Origin of the sequence: Sphingomonas sp. Sphisp66, assembly GCF_047324325.1 — a bacterium.
Taxonomy (GTDB): domain Bacteria; phylum Pseudomonadota; class Alphaproteobacteria; order Sphingomonadales; family Sphingomonadaceae; genus Sphingomonas.
Map to the genome: position 1 here is coordinate 2,066,499 of NZ_CP168508.1, position 14,333 is coordinate 2,080,831.

The window sequence follows — 14,333 nt, forward strand, 5'->3', positions numbered from 1 at the left end:
GAGAATAGCAATGACCCCCCGTATGAACATCTTCCAGGTCGCCGGCGAAGGCACCAAGGCGATGATCGGCGTCGAAGCCGCGATCGAGAAGAGCGGGCTCGAGCACAGCCTGCTCGAGCTGGTGAAGATCCGTGCCTCGCAGGTCAACGGCTGCGCCTTCTGCATCGACATGCATGTGAAGGACGCCATCAAGAACGGCGAGAGCCACCAGCGCCTCCACCTGCTCGACGGCTGGCGTGACTCGCCCGCCTACACCGATCGCGAGCGCGCCGCACTCAACTGGACCGAGACGCTCACTCGCATCGCCAAGACGCATGCGCCGGACGCCGACTACGCGATGCTCCAGGCCCAGTTCAGCGAGAGCGAAATCGCCTGGCTGACGCTGGCGATCGGCGCAATCAACCTTTGGAACCGCGTGCAGATCGGCCTTCGCGCCGTGCACCCGGTCGAGGCCCCGGCGGCCGCGGCGGCCTGACCGGCCGGGCCGCGGGGTGGCTCCCCTCCGCACCCCGCGGCCCCCTCTCTGACAAGGAGCTCGGTGATGGTTCCCCAGTCCCCGGTCCTGCAAGGACAAGAGATATTGCCGCCCTTGGGCCCGGCCATGGGCAGCGAAGTTGCGCTCGCTGGAGCGGGTATGCTCCACGACCTGGGCAATCTCGTCCAGATCGCGACATCCGCGCTCAACATCCTGGCACGGACGCCGGACATGCCGGTGACCCATCGCGAGCCGCTCCTCCATCGCGCCCGTACCTCGCTCGATCACGCCGGTACGATCCTCCACCAGAACATGGCGCAGGCCAGCGCCCGGGCGATGGCGAACCTGCGCTGCGATGTCGCGGAGTGCCTCGCCGATATCGTCGCGCTGATCGCCGGCGGCGAGGATCGGCTGCTGCGTGTCGTCGTAATCGCCGAGCCCGGGCTGCCTGCCCTGGCATGTGATCCGATCGGGCTGCGCCGGGCGCTACTCAACCTCGTTCTAAACGCGCGCGACGCGATGAGCGGGGAGGGGACGGTGTGGATCGAGGCACGCGCACTTCCTTGCGCGGTGACACTCGGCGTCCGCGATCACGGCGCTGGCATGTCGCCCGCGACGCTTGCCCGTGTCTTCGATCCCTTCTTCACCACCAAGCGCGACGGGCTGGGCGGCATCGGCCTGCCGATGGTCGAGCGCTTCGCCCGGAGTGCCGGCGGCGGCGTCTCGATCGAGAGCGAAGCCGGCACTGGCACCATCGTCACTCTGCACCTGCCCGCAGCTTTCCAGGAGTCCCGATCATGAAGCTCTATTACGCCCCCGGCGCTTGCAGCCTGTCCGGCCGGATCTCGCTGCACGAGGCCGGCCTCGCCGCCGAGTTCGAGCGGGTCGACATCAAGACCAAGACGACCGAGCATGGCTATGACTATATCGCAATCAACCCGCGCGGCTATGTGCCGCTACTCGTCCTCGACGACGGCAATACGGTGAGCGAGAACACGGCGATCCTCGAGTTCATCGCCGGCATGGATGCCAGCCTGACTCCCGGCGGGCCGCTCGGCCGCACCCGGCTTATCGAGATGCTCTCCTGGCTGTCGACCGAGTTGCACGTCGCCTTCAAGCCCTTCTGGCATTCGGAGGACGAGGCCGAGCGCGCTGCGGCCAGCGAGGCGGTCGCCAGTCGGCTGGCGCTGATCGAAGCGCATATCAACGAGCTCTATCTGTTCGGCCCGCGTTTCACCGTCGCCGATGCCTATCTGTTCGTCATGCTGCGCTGGGCACAGGCGTTCGGCGTGCCGATGTCGACCGACATGCTCGGCTATTTCGAACGCGTCGCCGAACGCCCCACCGTCCGCCGGGCGCTGATGGAGGAGGGGCTGTTCGTACCGCTCCCCTCGGTCGACATCTCTTCGATCGAGGCGCTGATATGAAGGTCGCGGTGATCGGCAGCCGCGGTCGGATCGGCGAGCGGCTGGTACGCAACCTGCGCCAGGAGGATCTGCGCGTCGTGGAGGCCTCACGCACCACCGGCGTGGACAGCTTCACAGGCGTCGGGCTGGATGCAGCGCTGGACGGCGCGGAGGTGGTGATCGACGTCACCAACGTCTCACCCGACGATGGCGACGCGGCGATGCGCTTCTTCGAGACGTCGAGCCGCAACCTGCTCGATGCCGGGCAGCGTGTGGGTGTGCGACATCATGTCGTGCTGTCGATCGTCGGTACCGATGGGCTGCTCGCCAGCGGCTATTTCCGCGGCAAGAAGCTGCAGGAGGAGATGGCCGCCGGATCGGGCATTCCCTTCACCATCCTGCGCTCGACCCAGTTCTTCGAGTTCATCAGTTCCGTGGTGCAGGCGGGGACCGAACGCGACATCCGGATCGCGCCGGCACTGGTCCAGCCGATCGCCGGCGAGGATCTGGCCGACATGCTGGCCGACGCGGTGTTCAGCGCTCCCTTCAACGGCATGCTTGAGGTCGCCGGTCCCGAGCGGCTGCGGCTCGACCAGGTCGCCGTCGAGATCGCCACCGCGCAGGAGGACCCGCGCCGGATCGTCGCCGATGTCGCAGCGCCCTATTTCGGGGCCGAGCTCGGCGAGCACTCGCTCCTGCCGGGTACCGGGGCGCGTATCGCCACGCTCACCTTCGACGACTGGCTGCGCGACAGCCTCCAGCCCCACCGCATCTCCATCCCCAATTGAGGAGAATATCCATGCGTCTCTCGACACTTCTGCTGCCCACCGCACTCCTCCTCTCTGGCGCCGCCCATGCCCAGACCACAGCCGAGAAGCCTGTGATCGTGCTTGTCCACGGCGCCTTTGCCGAAAGCTCCAGCTGGGAGCCGGTGATTACCCGGCTGGAGAAGGACGGCTATACCGTCATCGCCGCCGCAAACCCGCTGCGCAGCGTCGCGAGCGACGGGGCCGCGGTCTCAGCGGTGGTCAAGTCGATCAGGGGCCCGGTGGTGCTGGTCGGCCATAGCTATGGCGGCCCGGTGATCACCGAGGCAGCGAATGGCAACCAGAACATCAAGGCGCTGGTCTATGTTGCTGGTTTCGCGCCGGAAACAGGGGAGTCGAGCTTCTCGCTCTCGGGCAAATTCCCGGGCAGCACGCTGGGCGAGGCGCTGACTGCGGTTCCGCTGCCGGACGGCGGGCAGGACCTCTATATCCAGCCGGCGAGGTTCCATGCGCAATTCGCCGCCGATGTCCCCGTCGGCCAGGCGGCGGTGATGGCGGCCACCCAGCGCCCGATCACGATGAAGGCGCTGCAGGAGCCCACGGGTGTCGCAACCTGGAAAACGCTGCCGAACTACATGATCTATGGCAGCGCCGACCGGAACATTCCCGCCGCGGTCATGAAGTTCATGGCCGAGCGCGCGCACGCCCGGAAGATAGTGGAGATTCCCGGTGCTTCGCACGCGCTGATGGTCTCGCATCCCACGGAAGTCGCGGAGCTTATCGAGGAGGCGGCAACCGTGAGGTAGTGGGCCAGCTCGGCCTCGAACGAGAGCCGCTATGGTTACGCAAGGCGGTGGACAGGGGATCTCAAGCAATGAAGTGCGGGGCGAAAGCCTCACGAGATCCCCGCTATTGCGAACTTGCCCTCAAAGGGGGCGGACCGCTAACGGCCAGATAGCGATCGCCACGATGACGGCAGGGTAGCGAGCCAGTCTTGGAACTCGAAGAAGTGCCTCATTTGGAGCATGTGCTTACAAAGCAATGGATCGATAATATACATTATGTAAAATTAACACTGCGCCAAGCCGGCATGCCCGAGCCTGCCATGATGCCTATCCCCAGAATTCTGGCCCGCAATGCACACGGTCCATCCCCGACTACGCGGTTTTACGGAGTGCCGCGATCCGGCAGACCGCTTACCTCTGCAACAAATGATCACGGAAGCCACCATGACCGAGAGCAAATATTACGCGCAGCGTGCCGATGAAGCACGTGGTGCCGCAATGCGGGCCAAGGGCATGGCGAGCTTCCGCGCTCATATGGGCATGGCGCATGAGTATGAACGCCGCGCGCGCGGCTTCGAGCCACGCCATGCTGACAACGTTGTACTCGACTAAGCCTTAATCCTGTTCGGCCGAGCGCGGGATCATAACCCTCGCCTCGGCACCCTTGCGCGGCTCGAGGATCAGCGTGCGGTCCTCGACCCGCCAGGACTTGAGCCGCGACAGGAAGTTCATTCCCAGCACATCGAGGTCGCCGAAGCTCTCGCCGACCACCATCGGCAGGTCCTGCGTCGATAGCGGCCCGATCGCGACATCGTCCGCCCGCGCTTCCTGCGCCTGGACGGTGCCGTTGGCGGTCTCGATCAGCACCGGCGGCGCCAGCACGGGCTTGACGCCGGCCGCCTCGGCGGTGTCGCGCGAGATCGCGGTGACTGTCGCGCCACTGTCGACCAGCATGCGCCGCTCGACGCCGTTGATCCGCACCCGCGCCCAGAAATGCCCGTCCGGGCTCATCTTGATCCGCACCGTGTCGCCCTGGACGACCTGCTGCTCGTAACCGAGCTTCTCCGACGCGCGGGCCAGCAGTCCACCCAGTTCCTGGCGATGGTACATCACGATGACCATCGTCACGCCTACGATCCCCCAGAGCAGCAACGTCTGGGCAAGACCGCGCAGCGTGACGCGCTGGGCGGACAAGGCCCGGAAGGCAAGCATCAGCGCGCCGAGCAACAGCAGCAGCTGAATGATGCGATCATCGCTCACAGCGCGACCTCCATGCCGTCATAGCCCGGCTCGACTCCGGCGGGCAGCGTGGCGACGAGGGTCGCATAGTCCATCGAATTGTCCATATGCGCGAGCAGCGCACGCCGCGGCGCGAGGTCCCTCACCCATCCGAGCACCGCGTCGAGATGCGCGTGGGTCGGATGCGGCGCGCGGCGCAGACAATCGGCCACCCAGAGATTCAGATCCTTATACAAGTTACGCATATCCTGCGTCATCTCATTGAAATCTATAGCATAAGCTACTGATTTTCCGTTAGCGTCAAAACGCAGACCCGCCGAGGTGATGCCGCCATGTGGCTGATCCGCCACTCGGATATGGATATCGCCGATCGTGATTGCATCGGGCAGCGGCTCGATCGCCACGGTCGGCCGATAGAGCTTGCTCCCGCGAAAGGCATAGCTGAACCGCGTCGTCAGCTGCTCGAGGGTGAAGGGGCGCGCCAGCCCGCGCACCGGCTCCCCTGCCCGCGCATGCATGACCTGCCGAAGATCATCGATGCCGTGGCAGTGATCAGCATGGTCGTGCGTCCAGATCACCGCATCGACATCGCTGATGCCGGCGGCCAGCGCCTGCTCTCGGAAATCGGGGCTGGTGTCGATCAGGATGCGCGTCGTCGGGGTCCAGACCAGCGCCGAGGCGCGGGTGCGACGGTTCCTGGGCTCAACGGGATCACAGGCACCCCAGTCATTCCCGATCCGCGGCACGCCGGAGGAGGTTCCGGAGCCGAGGAGGCGGAAGTTCAACACTATTTGCTCCCCTTCCGCTTGCGGGAGGGGCTGGGGGAGGGCTTGTCCGGTCGCGCGATCGGGAAAGGAGCATCCCCTCCCCTGACCCCTCCCGCAAGCGGAAGGGGAACGGACCGCGGCGCCTTCATCCCAGCGTCTTCGAGAACAGCTTGTGGAAATTCGCCCGCGTCGCCTCGGCGAGCGCCTCCGGGTCCTCGCCGCGCAGCTGCGCCAGGAAGCGGCAGGTGTCGGCGACGAAGGCCGGCTCTCCGGTCTTGCCCCGGTGCGGCACCGGCGCGAGGAAGGGCGCGTCGGTCTCGATCAGCAGGCGGTCGAGCGGCAGCTGCGCCGCGGTGTCCTGCAGGTCTTTCGCGTTCTTGAAGGTCACGATGCCCGAGATCGAGATGTAGAATCCCAGCTCCAGCGCGATCTCCGAGAATTCCCGGCTCGCGGTGAAGCAGTGGATCACGCCCGGAAAGGCCCCCTTCCCCATCTCCTCGCGCAATATCTCGGCGGTATCCGCCTCGGCATCGCGAGTGTGGACGATCAGCGGCAGCTGGGTCTCGCGGCACGCGGCGATATGCGCGCGGAAGCTCGCGCGCTGGCGGTCGCGGTCGCTATGGTCGTAATAATAGTCGAGCCCGGTCTCGCCGATGCCGACCACCCGCGGATGCCGTGCCTGCGCGACCAGCTTGGCCGCATCGACATCGGGGTGCTCGTCCGCCTCGTGCGGATGGATGCCGACAGAGGCCCAGACGTCGCTTTCCCGCTCGGCGACCGCGATCACCTCGTCCCATTCGCGCTCGCGCGTCGAGATGTTGAGCATCGCGACCACGCCGGCTTCGCGCGCCCGCGCCAGCACCTCAGGCTGCTGCTCGCCCAGGCCCTTGTAGATCAGATGGCAGTGACTGTCGGCGAGGTTCACGGTTCTTGCCTAAGCTCCAGGCGAGGGAAGATGGGGGTCGGCGGGGCGATCCGGAAGTCATCAACGACCAGTTGATGATACCAGATGTTGTCATCCTCAAACGTCGGCTTCTGTCCGATTTGCGCCAGCAACCGCTCGGCAGACGTCGGCGTCACCGGATAAATGGTGACGGCAAGACGTCGGATCGCGCGCACCAGCGTCTTCAGAACAGCGTGCATCCGGTCCGGGTCGGTCTTCCGCAACGCCCAGGGCGCTTGCGCATCGATATACTGGTTGCAGGCAAACACGCCACCCATCCACGCTTCGACAGCCTGGCTCAGGGCAAGATCCTGGAAGGCGGTTCGAAAACCGGCACAGGCCACATCGACTTCCGCGAGCAAGATCGGGTCCGCATCCTCGCGGTCCCCGTCGCCGGGCAAGGCGCCGTCGAGATTCTTGGCAATGAAGCTCAGCACGCGCTGGGCGAGGTTGCCGAAGCTGTTCGACAGGTCGGCATTGGCCCGGGTGACGATCGCCTCGTCGCTGAACGTGCCGTCATTGCCGAAGCTGACGTCGCGCAACAGGAAATAGCGCAGCGCATCGACGCCGTAATAATCGGCCAGCGCCATCGGATCGACGACATTGCCGACCGACTTGGACATCTTCTCCCCGCGGTTGAGCAGGAAGCCGTGGCCGAAGACCTGCTTCGGGAGCGCGATCTTCGCCGACATCAGGAAGGCGGGCCAGTAGACGGTGTGGAAGCGGACAATGTCCTTGCCGATCAGATGGATGTCCGCCGGCCAGTAGCGCGCCAGCCGCACCTGGTCGTCGGGATAGCCCGCGCCGGTCAGGTAATTGGTCAGCGCATCCACCCAGACATACATGACGTGCCCGGGCGAACCCGGCACCGGCACGCCCCAGTCGAAGCTGGTGCGCGAGACCGACAGGTCGGCGAGCCCGCCTTCGACGAAGCGCAGGATCTCGTTGCGGCGCGATTCCGGACGGATGAAGTCCGGGTTGGCGGCATAGAAATCGAGCAGCGGCTTTTCGTACTTGGAGAGCTTGAAGAACCAGGTCTCCTCCGCGGTCCACTCGACCGGGGTACCCTGGGGGGAGAGCTTCTCGCCCCCTTCCCCTTCGACCAGCTCCTTCTCTTCGTAGAACGCCTCGTCGCGCACCGAATACCAGCCCTCGTAGCGATCGAGGTAGAGGTCGCCGGCATCGGCCATCGCCTGCCAGATCGCTTGGCTGGCCTTGTAGTGATCGGCCTCCGAAGTGCGGATGAAACGATCGCACGAAATATCGAGTTTCTCGGCCATTTCACTGAAATAGCTCGACATCTCATCCGCCAGCTCGCGCGCGGTCATGTCGCGGTCGCGCGCCGTCTTGACCATCTTGAGGCCATGCTCGTCGGTGCCGGTCTGGAAGAAGACGTCGCGGCCCTGCTGGCGCTGGAAGCGGGCGATCGCGTCGGCGGCGATCATCTCATAGGCATGCCCGATATGCGGGCGGCCATTGGGATAATGGATCGCGGTGGTGATGTAGAAGGGGTCGGCCATCCCGGCCCTTTAGGCGATCAGTTTCGTCGCGTCACCCCGGCTCACGCCCTTCCCTCGTCATCCCCGCGAAGGCGGGGATCCAGAGCCAAGAGCGGCCCGGCGGAGAAATCCTGGATCCCCGCCTTCGCGGGGATGACGGAATAGGATATGGAATACACGAACCTAGGGGGAGGCACCAAGATGCGGATCTGGGCACTCGCGGCATTGCTGATCGCCACGCCGGCGGCAGCGCAGACGGCCTCACCAATCAGCGACGAGTCCCTCAAGTCCTGGCTCGAGAAGGGCGAGGAAGTCGAAAGCCGCACCGATGGAGACCTTAACGGGGACGGCCAGGCCGACACCGTGCTGATCGGCCGCGGCGAGCAGAGCCGCACGGTCAAGGCGATGCTGCTCGCCAGGGGCGAGTTCGATGTCGACCTGGTCACCATCGGCACGCTCAAGCTCGACAGCTATCCGCTCGGTGCGGCCGAGGTGCGCATCACCAAGGGCGTGCTGAAGATCACCGACCTGGTCGGCGGCACCACGGCGGTGAACACGGTCTATCGCTACCGCCTGGTCCCCGGGCCGAAGCCGCGCATGCGGCTGATCGGTCTCGACGCGACGCTCTACAGCCGCACCTATGCGCATGACGGGCTGGAGATCAGCTGGAACCTGCTGACCGGCGATTACATCAGCCGCGAGATGAAGCTCAACAAGAGCGGCAAAGGCGATGCGGCCTATGACCGGATCATCGAGAAGAAGAGCAAGAGGCCGAGCAAGGTCCTGTACATGGAGGACACGCCCGATCCGGACGATCTGCTGGGGTGGGGTGGTGGTTAAGCGGCAGCCTTGAGATAGTCGTTAACAGTTCCCCGGCGAAGGCCGGGGCCCAGGGTTTCTCTGCCGGCTCGCTTGTGACCTTGGGCCCCGGCTTTCGCCGGGGAGCAGGTTCGGGATTGGGAACCGCTCAGCAGAAGATCACCCGAACAGCTTCTCCGTCGGCACCGGGGAGTCGCCGATCGCCACGCCGGTCTTGCGCTCGTGCACCTTGCGCACCGCCTCGGCGATCTCCTTGTCGATCGCGTCCTTCTCCTTGGGCGGGAGCTTCTTGTAGTCCTCCTCGGAGAGGTCGTGCTTCTTGAGCACCGCGTCACGGGCGCGCTGCTCGGGCGTCTCGCTCGCGGCCTTCTTGAAGGCCTCCAGGATCGCGTCGAAGTTCAGGTGGCTGGAGCCGTTGGTCGCAGCAGCCTGCGAGGTCGCGTTGGCGCCAATGCCGGTAATGCCGGTGATCGCGGTCATGAGATATCCCCTGTTTCGGGGCCGGAATAACCGCGGATGGCTAAGACGGCGTTAAGCGCGTCCCAGCCGCGCGAGGATGCCACTCATCTCGAACACCGTCGCCGAGGCGTCGAGCGACAGGCCGGTCGCCGCCCCGCCCAGCTCGCGTGCGGCGGCATAGGCGTCGAGCGCGGTGCGCAGGGCATCACCCGACAGCGTCTTCGCCCGTTCGGCGATGAAGCTCGGCGCGCGCTCCAGGAACGCCTCGTAGCGCGGCTGCGCGGCCTTGGCGCCGAGTAGCTTGGCCAGGCGGGCGCGGATCTGGTTGGAGGGGTCGCCGGTTTCAGCAAGTGCTGTCATCTCCGCCTCGATCGCAGCGATGTCGAGCCCGGCAAAGCCCAGCGCCCGGCCCGGCGAGCCCTCGCCCGCCTTGACCAGCGCGGCGATCTCGCTGCCGCTCGCATCGGGCAGCTGCGCATGGAGGATCTCCGCCACGTCGCCGTCGCTCAGCGCCTCGAAGCGGAGCAGCCGGCAGCGCGAGCGGATCGTCGGCAGCAGCCGGCCGGGCGCATGGCTGACCAGCAGGAAGATCGTCCCCGCCGGCGGCTCCTCCAGGTTCTTGAGCAGCGCATTGGCGCCGCCGCGCTCCAGATCGTCGATCGCGTCGATCACGATCACCCGGCGCGGCGAGAAGCTCGGCTTGGTGGCGAACAGCGCCTGGAGCGAGCGGACCTGCGCGATGGTGATCGAGCGGGCCAGCGCCTCGTCGGGCTTTTCCGGATCCTTGGGCAGGCGGACGAGCTCGCGATAATCCGGGTGCGCGCCGGCGTCGACGAGATGGACCGTCTGGCTTTCGGCGGGCACCTCCCAACCGGGGGCGAGGTGATCACGCCCCGCCGCCTCGGACAGCATCCGCAGCGCCGCAGCCCGGGCAAAGCTCCCCTTCCCCACGCCTTCGGGCCCGGCGATCAGCCAGGCATGGTGCAGGTTGCCGTTCCGCATCGCGGCGGCGAGTGCCTCACGGGCGGGTTCGTTGCCGATCAGGGGCATGGCAGCCTTCTAGCAATCCTCCCCCGCCAGGGGGAGGTGGCGCGCGCAGCGCGGCGGAGGGGGAGGAAGCACGACGGTTGGGCTGTCCTCCCCCTCCGTCAGCCTCCGGCTGCCACCTCCCCCCGGCGGGGGAGGATTCTTGCATCAATAGCCGAACAGCGACCAGAAGCCGCGCCAAGCCCGGCCGAAGAACCCCGCTTCGGCGACGTCCTGCTCCGCCACCAGCGGCACGGTCTGCGAGGGCAGGCCCGGCGAGTCGATGACCAGGTCGGCGATATGGTCGCCCGCCTTGAAGCCGGCCGGGACCGGGCCGTTATAGACGATGCGCCCCTGCATCTCGGGCGCGGTGCCGGCGGGAACGGTGGCATTGAGGTCGTTCGGCGCGATCACGCCGACGCTGCCCGTGGTGCCGCCCTGCACCTGCACCTCGCCGACCTTGCGACCCTTCTTGACGATCGGGCGGGCCTGCCAGGCGCGGAAGCCCCAGTTCATGAACTTCACCGATTCCTCGGCGCGGCCACCATAGGTGTCGAGCCCGGCGACCACCATCACCAGGCGGCGGCCATTCTGCTCGGCCGAGCCGGTGAAGCCATAGCCGGCCTCGTCGGTATGGCCGGTCTTCAGGCCGTCGGCGCCCTGCACCTTGCCGAGCAGCGGGTCGCGATTGGCCTGGCTGATCGCAGCGCCGGCACCCAGCGTCTTGCCCCAGGTGAAGCTCGGCAGCGCGTAGAAGTCCTTGTAGAGCTTCGGATGATCCTTGATCGTCGCCTTGGCGAGATGCGCCAGGTCGCGCGCGGTCACATAGGTGCGGCCCTCGTCCGGCCAGCCGTTCGACGTGCCGAAATGGCTGTTGGTCAGGCCGAGCTTCTTGGCCGCCTCGTTCATCCGCTGGACGAATGCCTCCTCGGTGCCCGAAATGCCCTCGGCCAGGACGACGCAGGCGTCGTTGCCGGACAGGGTGACGATGCCCTTGAGCAGGTCGGAGACGGTCGGCTTCTCACCCACCGCCAGGAACATGGTCGAGCCCTGGCTGTGCCACTTCTTCCAGGTCTCGGGCTGCACCTCGATCTGCTTGTCGAGGCTCAGCTCGCCCCGCTTGATCAGGTCGAAGGCGACATAGACGGTCATCATCTTCGCCATCGACGCCGGCGGGATGCGGCGATCCGCATCCTTGGCATAGAGCACCGCGCCGGAGGACAGGTCCTCCATGTACGCGATCGGCGCCGGCGTATCGAAAGGCGGCGGGCCGGCGGCATTCGTCGACTGGGCGGCGGCGAGCGCCAGGAACGATGCGGCAAGCAAAAACTTCTTCATGGGGTCCGTCCGGCCTTTCAGTTGGCTTGGACGCGTGCATCTCCATAGCCCGCGCCCGCGGCGCGCCGTCGTGCCGCTTCGGCCTCGCCCGCCGTGGCGAAGGGACCGAGCTGGACGCGATAGAGCCCGCCACCCGGCTTTACGAACCCGCCTAGGCTTTGGGCAAGCGCTTGTGCGCGCCCGGCGTTAGAAAGTGCGGCGACCTGCACGATAAACTTGCCGTGCGCGGCCGGGCGCGGGGCCGGCGGCGGCGTGCGGACGGGCGCCGGGCGGGGCGCAGCGGTACGCGGCGGGCCATAGGCGGGCGGAGTCACCCGCGGCGGCGCGGCGGCGTAGCTGGGCTGGTTCGGCAGGCGCTTGCGCAGCGCGGTGAGCAGCACCTGCGGCGCATCGGCGCGGTCGCCGGCGGGCCGGCCGGCCTGGAGCGCGGCCTTGTCCATCGAGGGCGGGTTGACGCTGCGGATGCGCACCGCGATCGAGTCGCCCTGCGCGCCGAGCAGGCGAGCGGCACCGGCCGAGAGGTCGATCGGGTGATCGGCGCCGGGGTCCGAGCCGGTGACCAGCACCAGGATCGTCCTGCCGGTGTCGAGCGAGGTGACCTCGACATAGGAGTTGGCCGGCAGCGAGCGGTGCACCGCCACCACTGCCTGGTCCGCAGCGTCGCTGACCGGGCGGATACCGGCATAGCCGATCTCGTCGTAGCGCGGCGTCTCGCCCGGGCCGGGCTGGGACGAGCCGCTCGGCCCGGTCACGCCGGCCGTGGGGTCGCTATAGTCCTGGGGCAGCGAAGGGGCCGGCTGCGGCTGCGGCTGCGGCTGGACCGGCGCGGGCGCCCTTCCCTTCTTCTGCGGGGCAGGCGCGCTGCCCGGCACCGCATAGGAGGCGCCCGGCACGCCCGACTGCTGCGCGGGCGCGGGATCGGCCCATTGCGGCTGCGGCTCGGCCTGGGGCTCGGGCGGCGGCGCGACCGACTCGGGCGCGGGCTGATACTGCGGCTGCACTCGCGCAGGGCGCGAGCGGATCGTGCCGTCGGCGGCGCGCCACGTCTCGGTGGATTGATCCTGCCCGCCATAGGCTTGCGCGCCTACGGAGCCCTGCTGCGGGACATGGGCATAGCTCGGGGCTCCGCCGCCAAGCGCGGCGAGGAGCGAGAGCGCGAAAATGCTAGCGTTCGACCTCATCGGCGAGCAGGCCTACCGACAAAGCGTAAAAATTCGAGCAATTATAATCGAGGATCACGCGATAATTGCCGGTGAGCAGATAGCCGGTCCTGCCCGGGCCGTCGGGCTCGAGCAAAGTCGCCTGGACATTGTCGCCCGGCCAGGCGCGGGTCTGCGGCACGATCCCCAGCGCGCGCCACTCCGCCATCGTCTTCCAGCGGCTGTGTCGGTCGAACACGCGCGGGCAGCGCGGCGCGACGGTCTTGTTGACGAGCGCGCTGCGGTCGAGACCTGCGGGCACGGTGACCGCGAAGCCCCAGGGCTGGCCCTTGCGCCAGCCGGCGTTGACGAAATAATTGGCGATCGAGGTCAGCGTGTCCGCCTCGCTCGTCCAGATGTCGGCCATGCCGTCGCCGTCGCCGTCGCGGGCGAGGCGCAGATAGACCGAGGGCAGGAATTGCGGCCCGCCGAACGCGCCGGCCCAGCTGCCGACCAGCTTCTCGCGCGGCACGCCGCGGTCGATCATCTTGAGCGTCGCGATGAACTCGCTGGCGAACAGGTCGCGGCGGCGCCCCTCATAGGCCAGGCTGGCAAGCGCGCGCGGCAGGTCGAACCCGCCCATCACCTTGCCGTAATTGGTCTCGTGCCCCCAGATCGCCACCATGATCGATTCCGGCACCCCGGTCTCGGCCTCGATCCGCTGCAGCCGCGGGCGCTGGCGCTGATAGGCCGCCCTGCCCTGCCCGATCCGCGCCGCGTCGACATGCTTGACCCGATAGGGCTCGAAATTGGAGATCGGCGCGTTGGGCGCGGTCTCGGGCTGCTGCCGGTCGAGCTGCACCACCCGGGCATTGTAGGTCAGCGTCGGGATCACGCTGTCGATCGTCCGCCGGCTCACGCCCTGCGCCGCCGCCTGTCGCGAAAGCTCGCCCAGATAGGTCTGGAACCCGCTCTCGTCCTGCGCGATCGCAGGGGCGCCCATCGGCGCCGCCGCGATCACGGCCACGCCGAGCGCCAACAGGCTACGCATCATTCTACTCGATCCCCGCATGCGCATTTTGTGCCACAGGGAGACGGGATGCAGAACCCCCCGGCGTCCGCTTTCGTCAACAAATTGTAGCGGATCGTCGACAATCCGGATAGCGAGTGCCGCGACGCGGAGAGGTGGCCGAGTGGTTTAAGGCAGCGGTCTTGAAAACCGCCGTGCGTGGAAGCGCACCGTGGGTTCGAATCCCACCCTCTCCGCCAACCCCTGCCCTGGAACTCGCACAAGATCGGGCGGCCGTTCGGCCTTGCGAATCCGGTCGGGGTCGAACTGTCTGTGCTCCGCCCAGCCGGCAGGCCATCCGCCAGCACCGCCCGCAGCCTAGACATGTGTCCGTCATGCAACAATGTATGCCGAATTTGCGACACCGGCCGCACCCGCCTCAAGGAACCTGTTGCTTCTCAGAGATATACAGATTCTGCGCAGAATATTTATTTTACGTAGTTTCGACACCTCGCAGACACGCCCGGCTATATTAACCGCGTGGCCCTCCGGCCACATGAGGGGGAAGGAGCAAGGCCAGGCGCAGCTGTCCGGCAAGGGCAGCGCTACATTCAAGGGACAGGCAGCGACGGCGTAGCGCGCCGTTTTGCCATGTCGACGCG

The 14,333-nt window shown here is 66.9% G+C and carries 16 protein-coding genes and 1 tRNA gene; 8 read left to right on the forward strand and 9 right to left on the reverse strand.

The genetic code is table 11. The features are described 5' to 3' along the window. Positions 1-10 precede the first annotated feature (10 nt). The 6 genes from ACEN8G_RS10070 (at position 11) to ACEN8G_RS10095 (ending at position 4,045) form a co-directional block, all read left to right on the forward strand. Positions 11-475, forward strand: a complete 465-nt coding sequence (locus tag ACEN8G_RS10070; RefSeq protein ID WP_413413958.1) for a carboxymuconolactone decarboxylase family protein — start codon at positions 11-13, stop codon at positions 473-475. A gap of 159 nt (positions 476-634) precedes the next feature. Then, entirely contained in the window at positions 635-1,276 is a 642-nt protein-coding gene (locus tag ACEN8G_RS10075; protein WP_413413959.1) for a sensor histidine kinase, read from the forward strand. Next, complete coding sequence (locus ACEN8G_RS10080; RefSeq protein ID WP_413413960.1) at positions 1,273-1,902, forward strand: glutathione binding-like protein; 630 nt, start codon at positions 1,273-1,275, stop codon at positions 1,900-1,902. Before ACEN8G_RS10075 ends, ACEN8G_RS10080 begins: the two co-directional genes overlap by 4 nt. Beyond that, positions 1,899-2,669, forward strand: a complete 771-nt coding sequence (locus tag ACEN8G_RS10085; RefSeq protein ID WP_413413961.1) for an SDR family oxidoreductase — start codon at positions 1,899-1,901, stop codon at positions 2,667-2,669. Before ACEN8G_RS10080 ends, ACEN8G_RS10085 begins: the two co-directional genes overlap by 4 nt. Positions 2,670-2,680: 11 nt before the next feature. Further along, a complete protein-coding gene (locus ACEN8G_RS10090; RefSeq protein ID WP_413413963.1) occupies positions 2,681-3,454 on the forward strand; it encodes an alpha/beta fold hydrolase in 774 nt (257 codons plus the stop codon). A 423-nt stretch (positions 3,455-3,877) separates the two neighbouring features. Next, complete coding sequence (locus ACEN8G_RS10095) at positions 3,878-4,045, forward strand: hypothetical protein (RefSeq protein ID WP_307119097.1); 168 nt, start codon at positions 3,878-3,880, stop codon at positions 4,043-4,045. 3 nt (positions 4,046-4,048) lie between these two features. On the opposite strand, the gene ACEN8G_RS10100 is transcribed toward ACEN8G_RS10095, so the two are convergent. The 4 genes from ACEN8G_RS10100 to metG all read right to left on the reverse strand — a co-directional run bounded on the left by ACEN8G_RS10100 (position 4,049) and on the right by metG (position 7,902). After that, positions 4,049-4,693: a TIGR02281 family clan AA aspartic protease gene (locus ACEN8G_RS10100; protein WP_413413965.1), complete on the reverse strand. Its 645-nt coding sequence runs from the start codon at positions 4,691-4,693 to the stop codon at positions 4,049-4,051. Continuing rightward, entirely contained in the window at positions 4,690-5,457 is a 768-nt protein-coding gene (locus tag ACEN8G_RS10105; RefSeq protein ID WP_413413966.1) for an MBL fold metallo-hydrolase, read from the reverse strand. The genes ACEN8G_RS10100 and ACEN8G_RS10105 overlap by 4 nt, the downstream gene beginning before the upstream one ends. 127 nt (positions 5,458-5,584) lie before the next feature. Continuing rightward, positions 5,585-6,364, reverse strand: a complete 780-nt coding sequence (locus ACEN8G_RS10110; protein WP_413413967.1) for a TatD family hydrolase — start codon at positions 6,362-6,364, stop codon at positions 5,585-5,587. Then, positions 6,361-7,902, reverse strand: coding sequence for a methionine--tRNA ligase (gene metG / locus ACEN8G_RS10115; protein ID WP_413413968.1), 1,542 nt, complete (start codon positions 7,900-7,902; stop codon positions 6,361-6,363). Before metG ends, ACEN8G_RS10110 begins: the two co-directional genes overlap by 4 nt. Positions 7,903-8,082: 180 nt before the next feature. On the opposite strand from metG, the gene ACEN8G_RS10120 reads away from it, so the two are divergent. Beyond that, positions 8,083-8,721, forward strand: a complete 639-nt coding sequence (locus ACEN8G_RS10120) for a hypothetical protein (RefSeq protein ID WP_413413970.1) — start codon at positions 8,083-8,085, stop codon at positions 8,719-8,721. Positions 8,722-8,859: 138 nt separating this feature from the next. Here the strand turns inward: ACEN8G_RS10120 and ACEN8G_RS10125 are convergent, their stop codons facing one another. The 5 genes from ACEN8G_RS10125 to ACEN8G_RS10145 form a co-directional block, all read right to left on the reverse strand. Further along, positions 8,860-9,180 (reverse strand): hypothetical protein, encoded by a 321-nt coding sequence (locus tag ACEN8G_RS10125; RefSeq protein WP_413413971.1) that lies wholly within the window; start codon positions 9,178-9,180, stop codon positions 8,860-8,862. 51 nt (positions 9,181-9,231) lie between these two features. Then, the gene (locus ACEN8G_RS10130; RefSeq protein WP_413413973.1) at positions 9,232-10,209 is read right to left on the reverse strand and encodes an AAA family ATPase; all 978 of its coding nucleotides are present in this window, start codon (positions 10,207-10,209) and stop codon (positions 9,232-9,234) included. 144 nt (positions 10,210-10,353) lie between these two features. Continuing rightward, positions 10,354-11,523: a D-alanyl-D-alanine carboxypeptidase family protein gene (locus ACEN8G_RS10135; protein ID WP_413413974.1), complete on the reverse strand. Its 1,170-nt coding sequence runs from the start codon at positions 11,521-11,523 to the stop codon at positions 10,354-10,356. Positions 11,524-11,540: 17 nt separating this feature from the next. Then, positions 11,541-12,704, reverse strand: coding sequence for an SPOR domain-containing protein (locus ACEN8G_RS10140; protein ID WP_413413975.1), 1,164 nt, complete (start codon positions 12,702-12,704; stop codon positions 11,541-11,543). Beyond that, positions 12,688-13,713, reverse strand: a complete 1,026-nt coding sequence (locus ACEN8G_RS10145; protein WP_413413976.1) for a lytic transglycosylase domain-containing protein — start codon at positions 13,711-13,713, stop codon at positions 12,688-12,690. The genes ACEN8G_RS10140 and ACEN8G_RS10145 overlap by 17 nt, the downstream gene beginning before the upstream one ends. A gap of 128 nt (positions 13,714-13,841) precedes the next feature. On the opposite strand from ACEN8G_RS10145, the gene ACEN8G_RS10150 reads away from it, so the two are divergent. Further along, a tRNA-Ser gene (locus ACEN8G_RS10150) sits at positions 13,842-13,931 on the forward strand. The last annotated feature ends 402 nt before the right edge of the window (positions 13,932-14,333 follow it).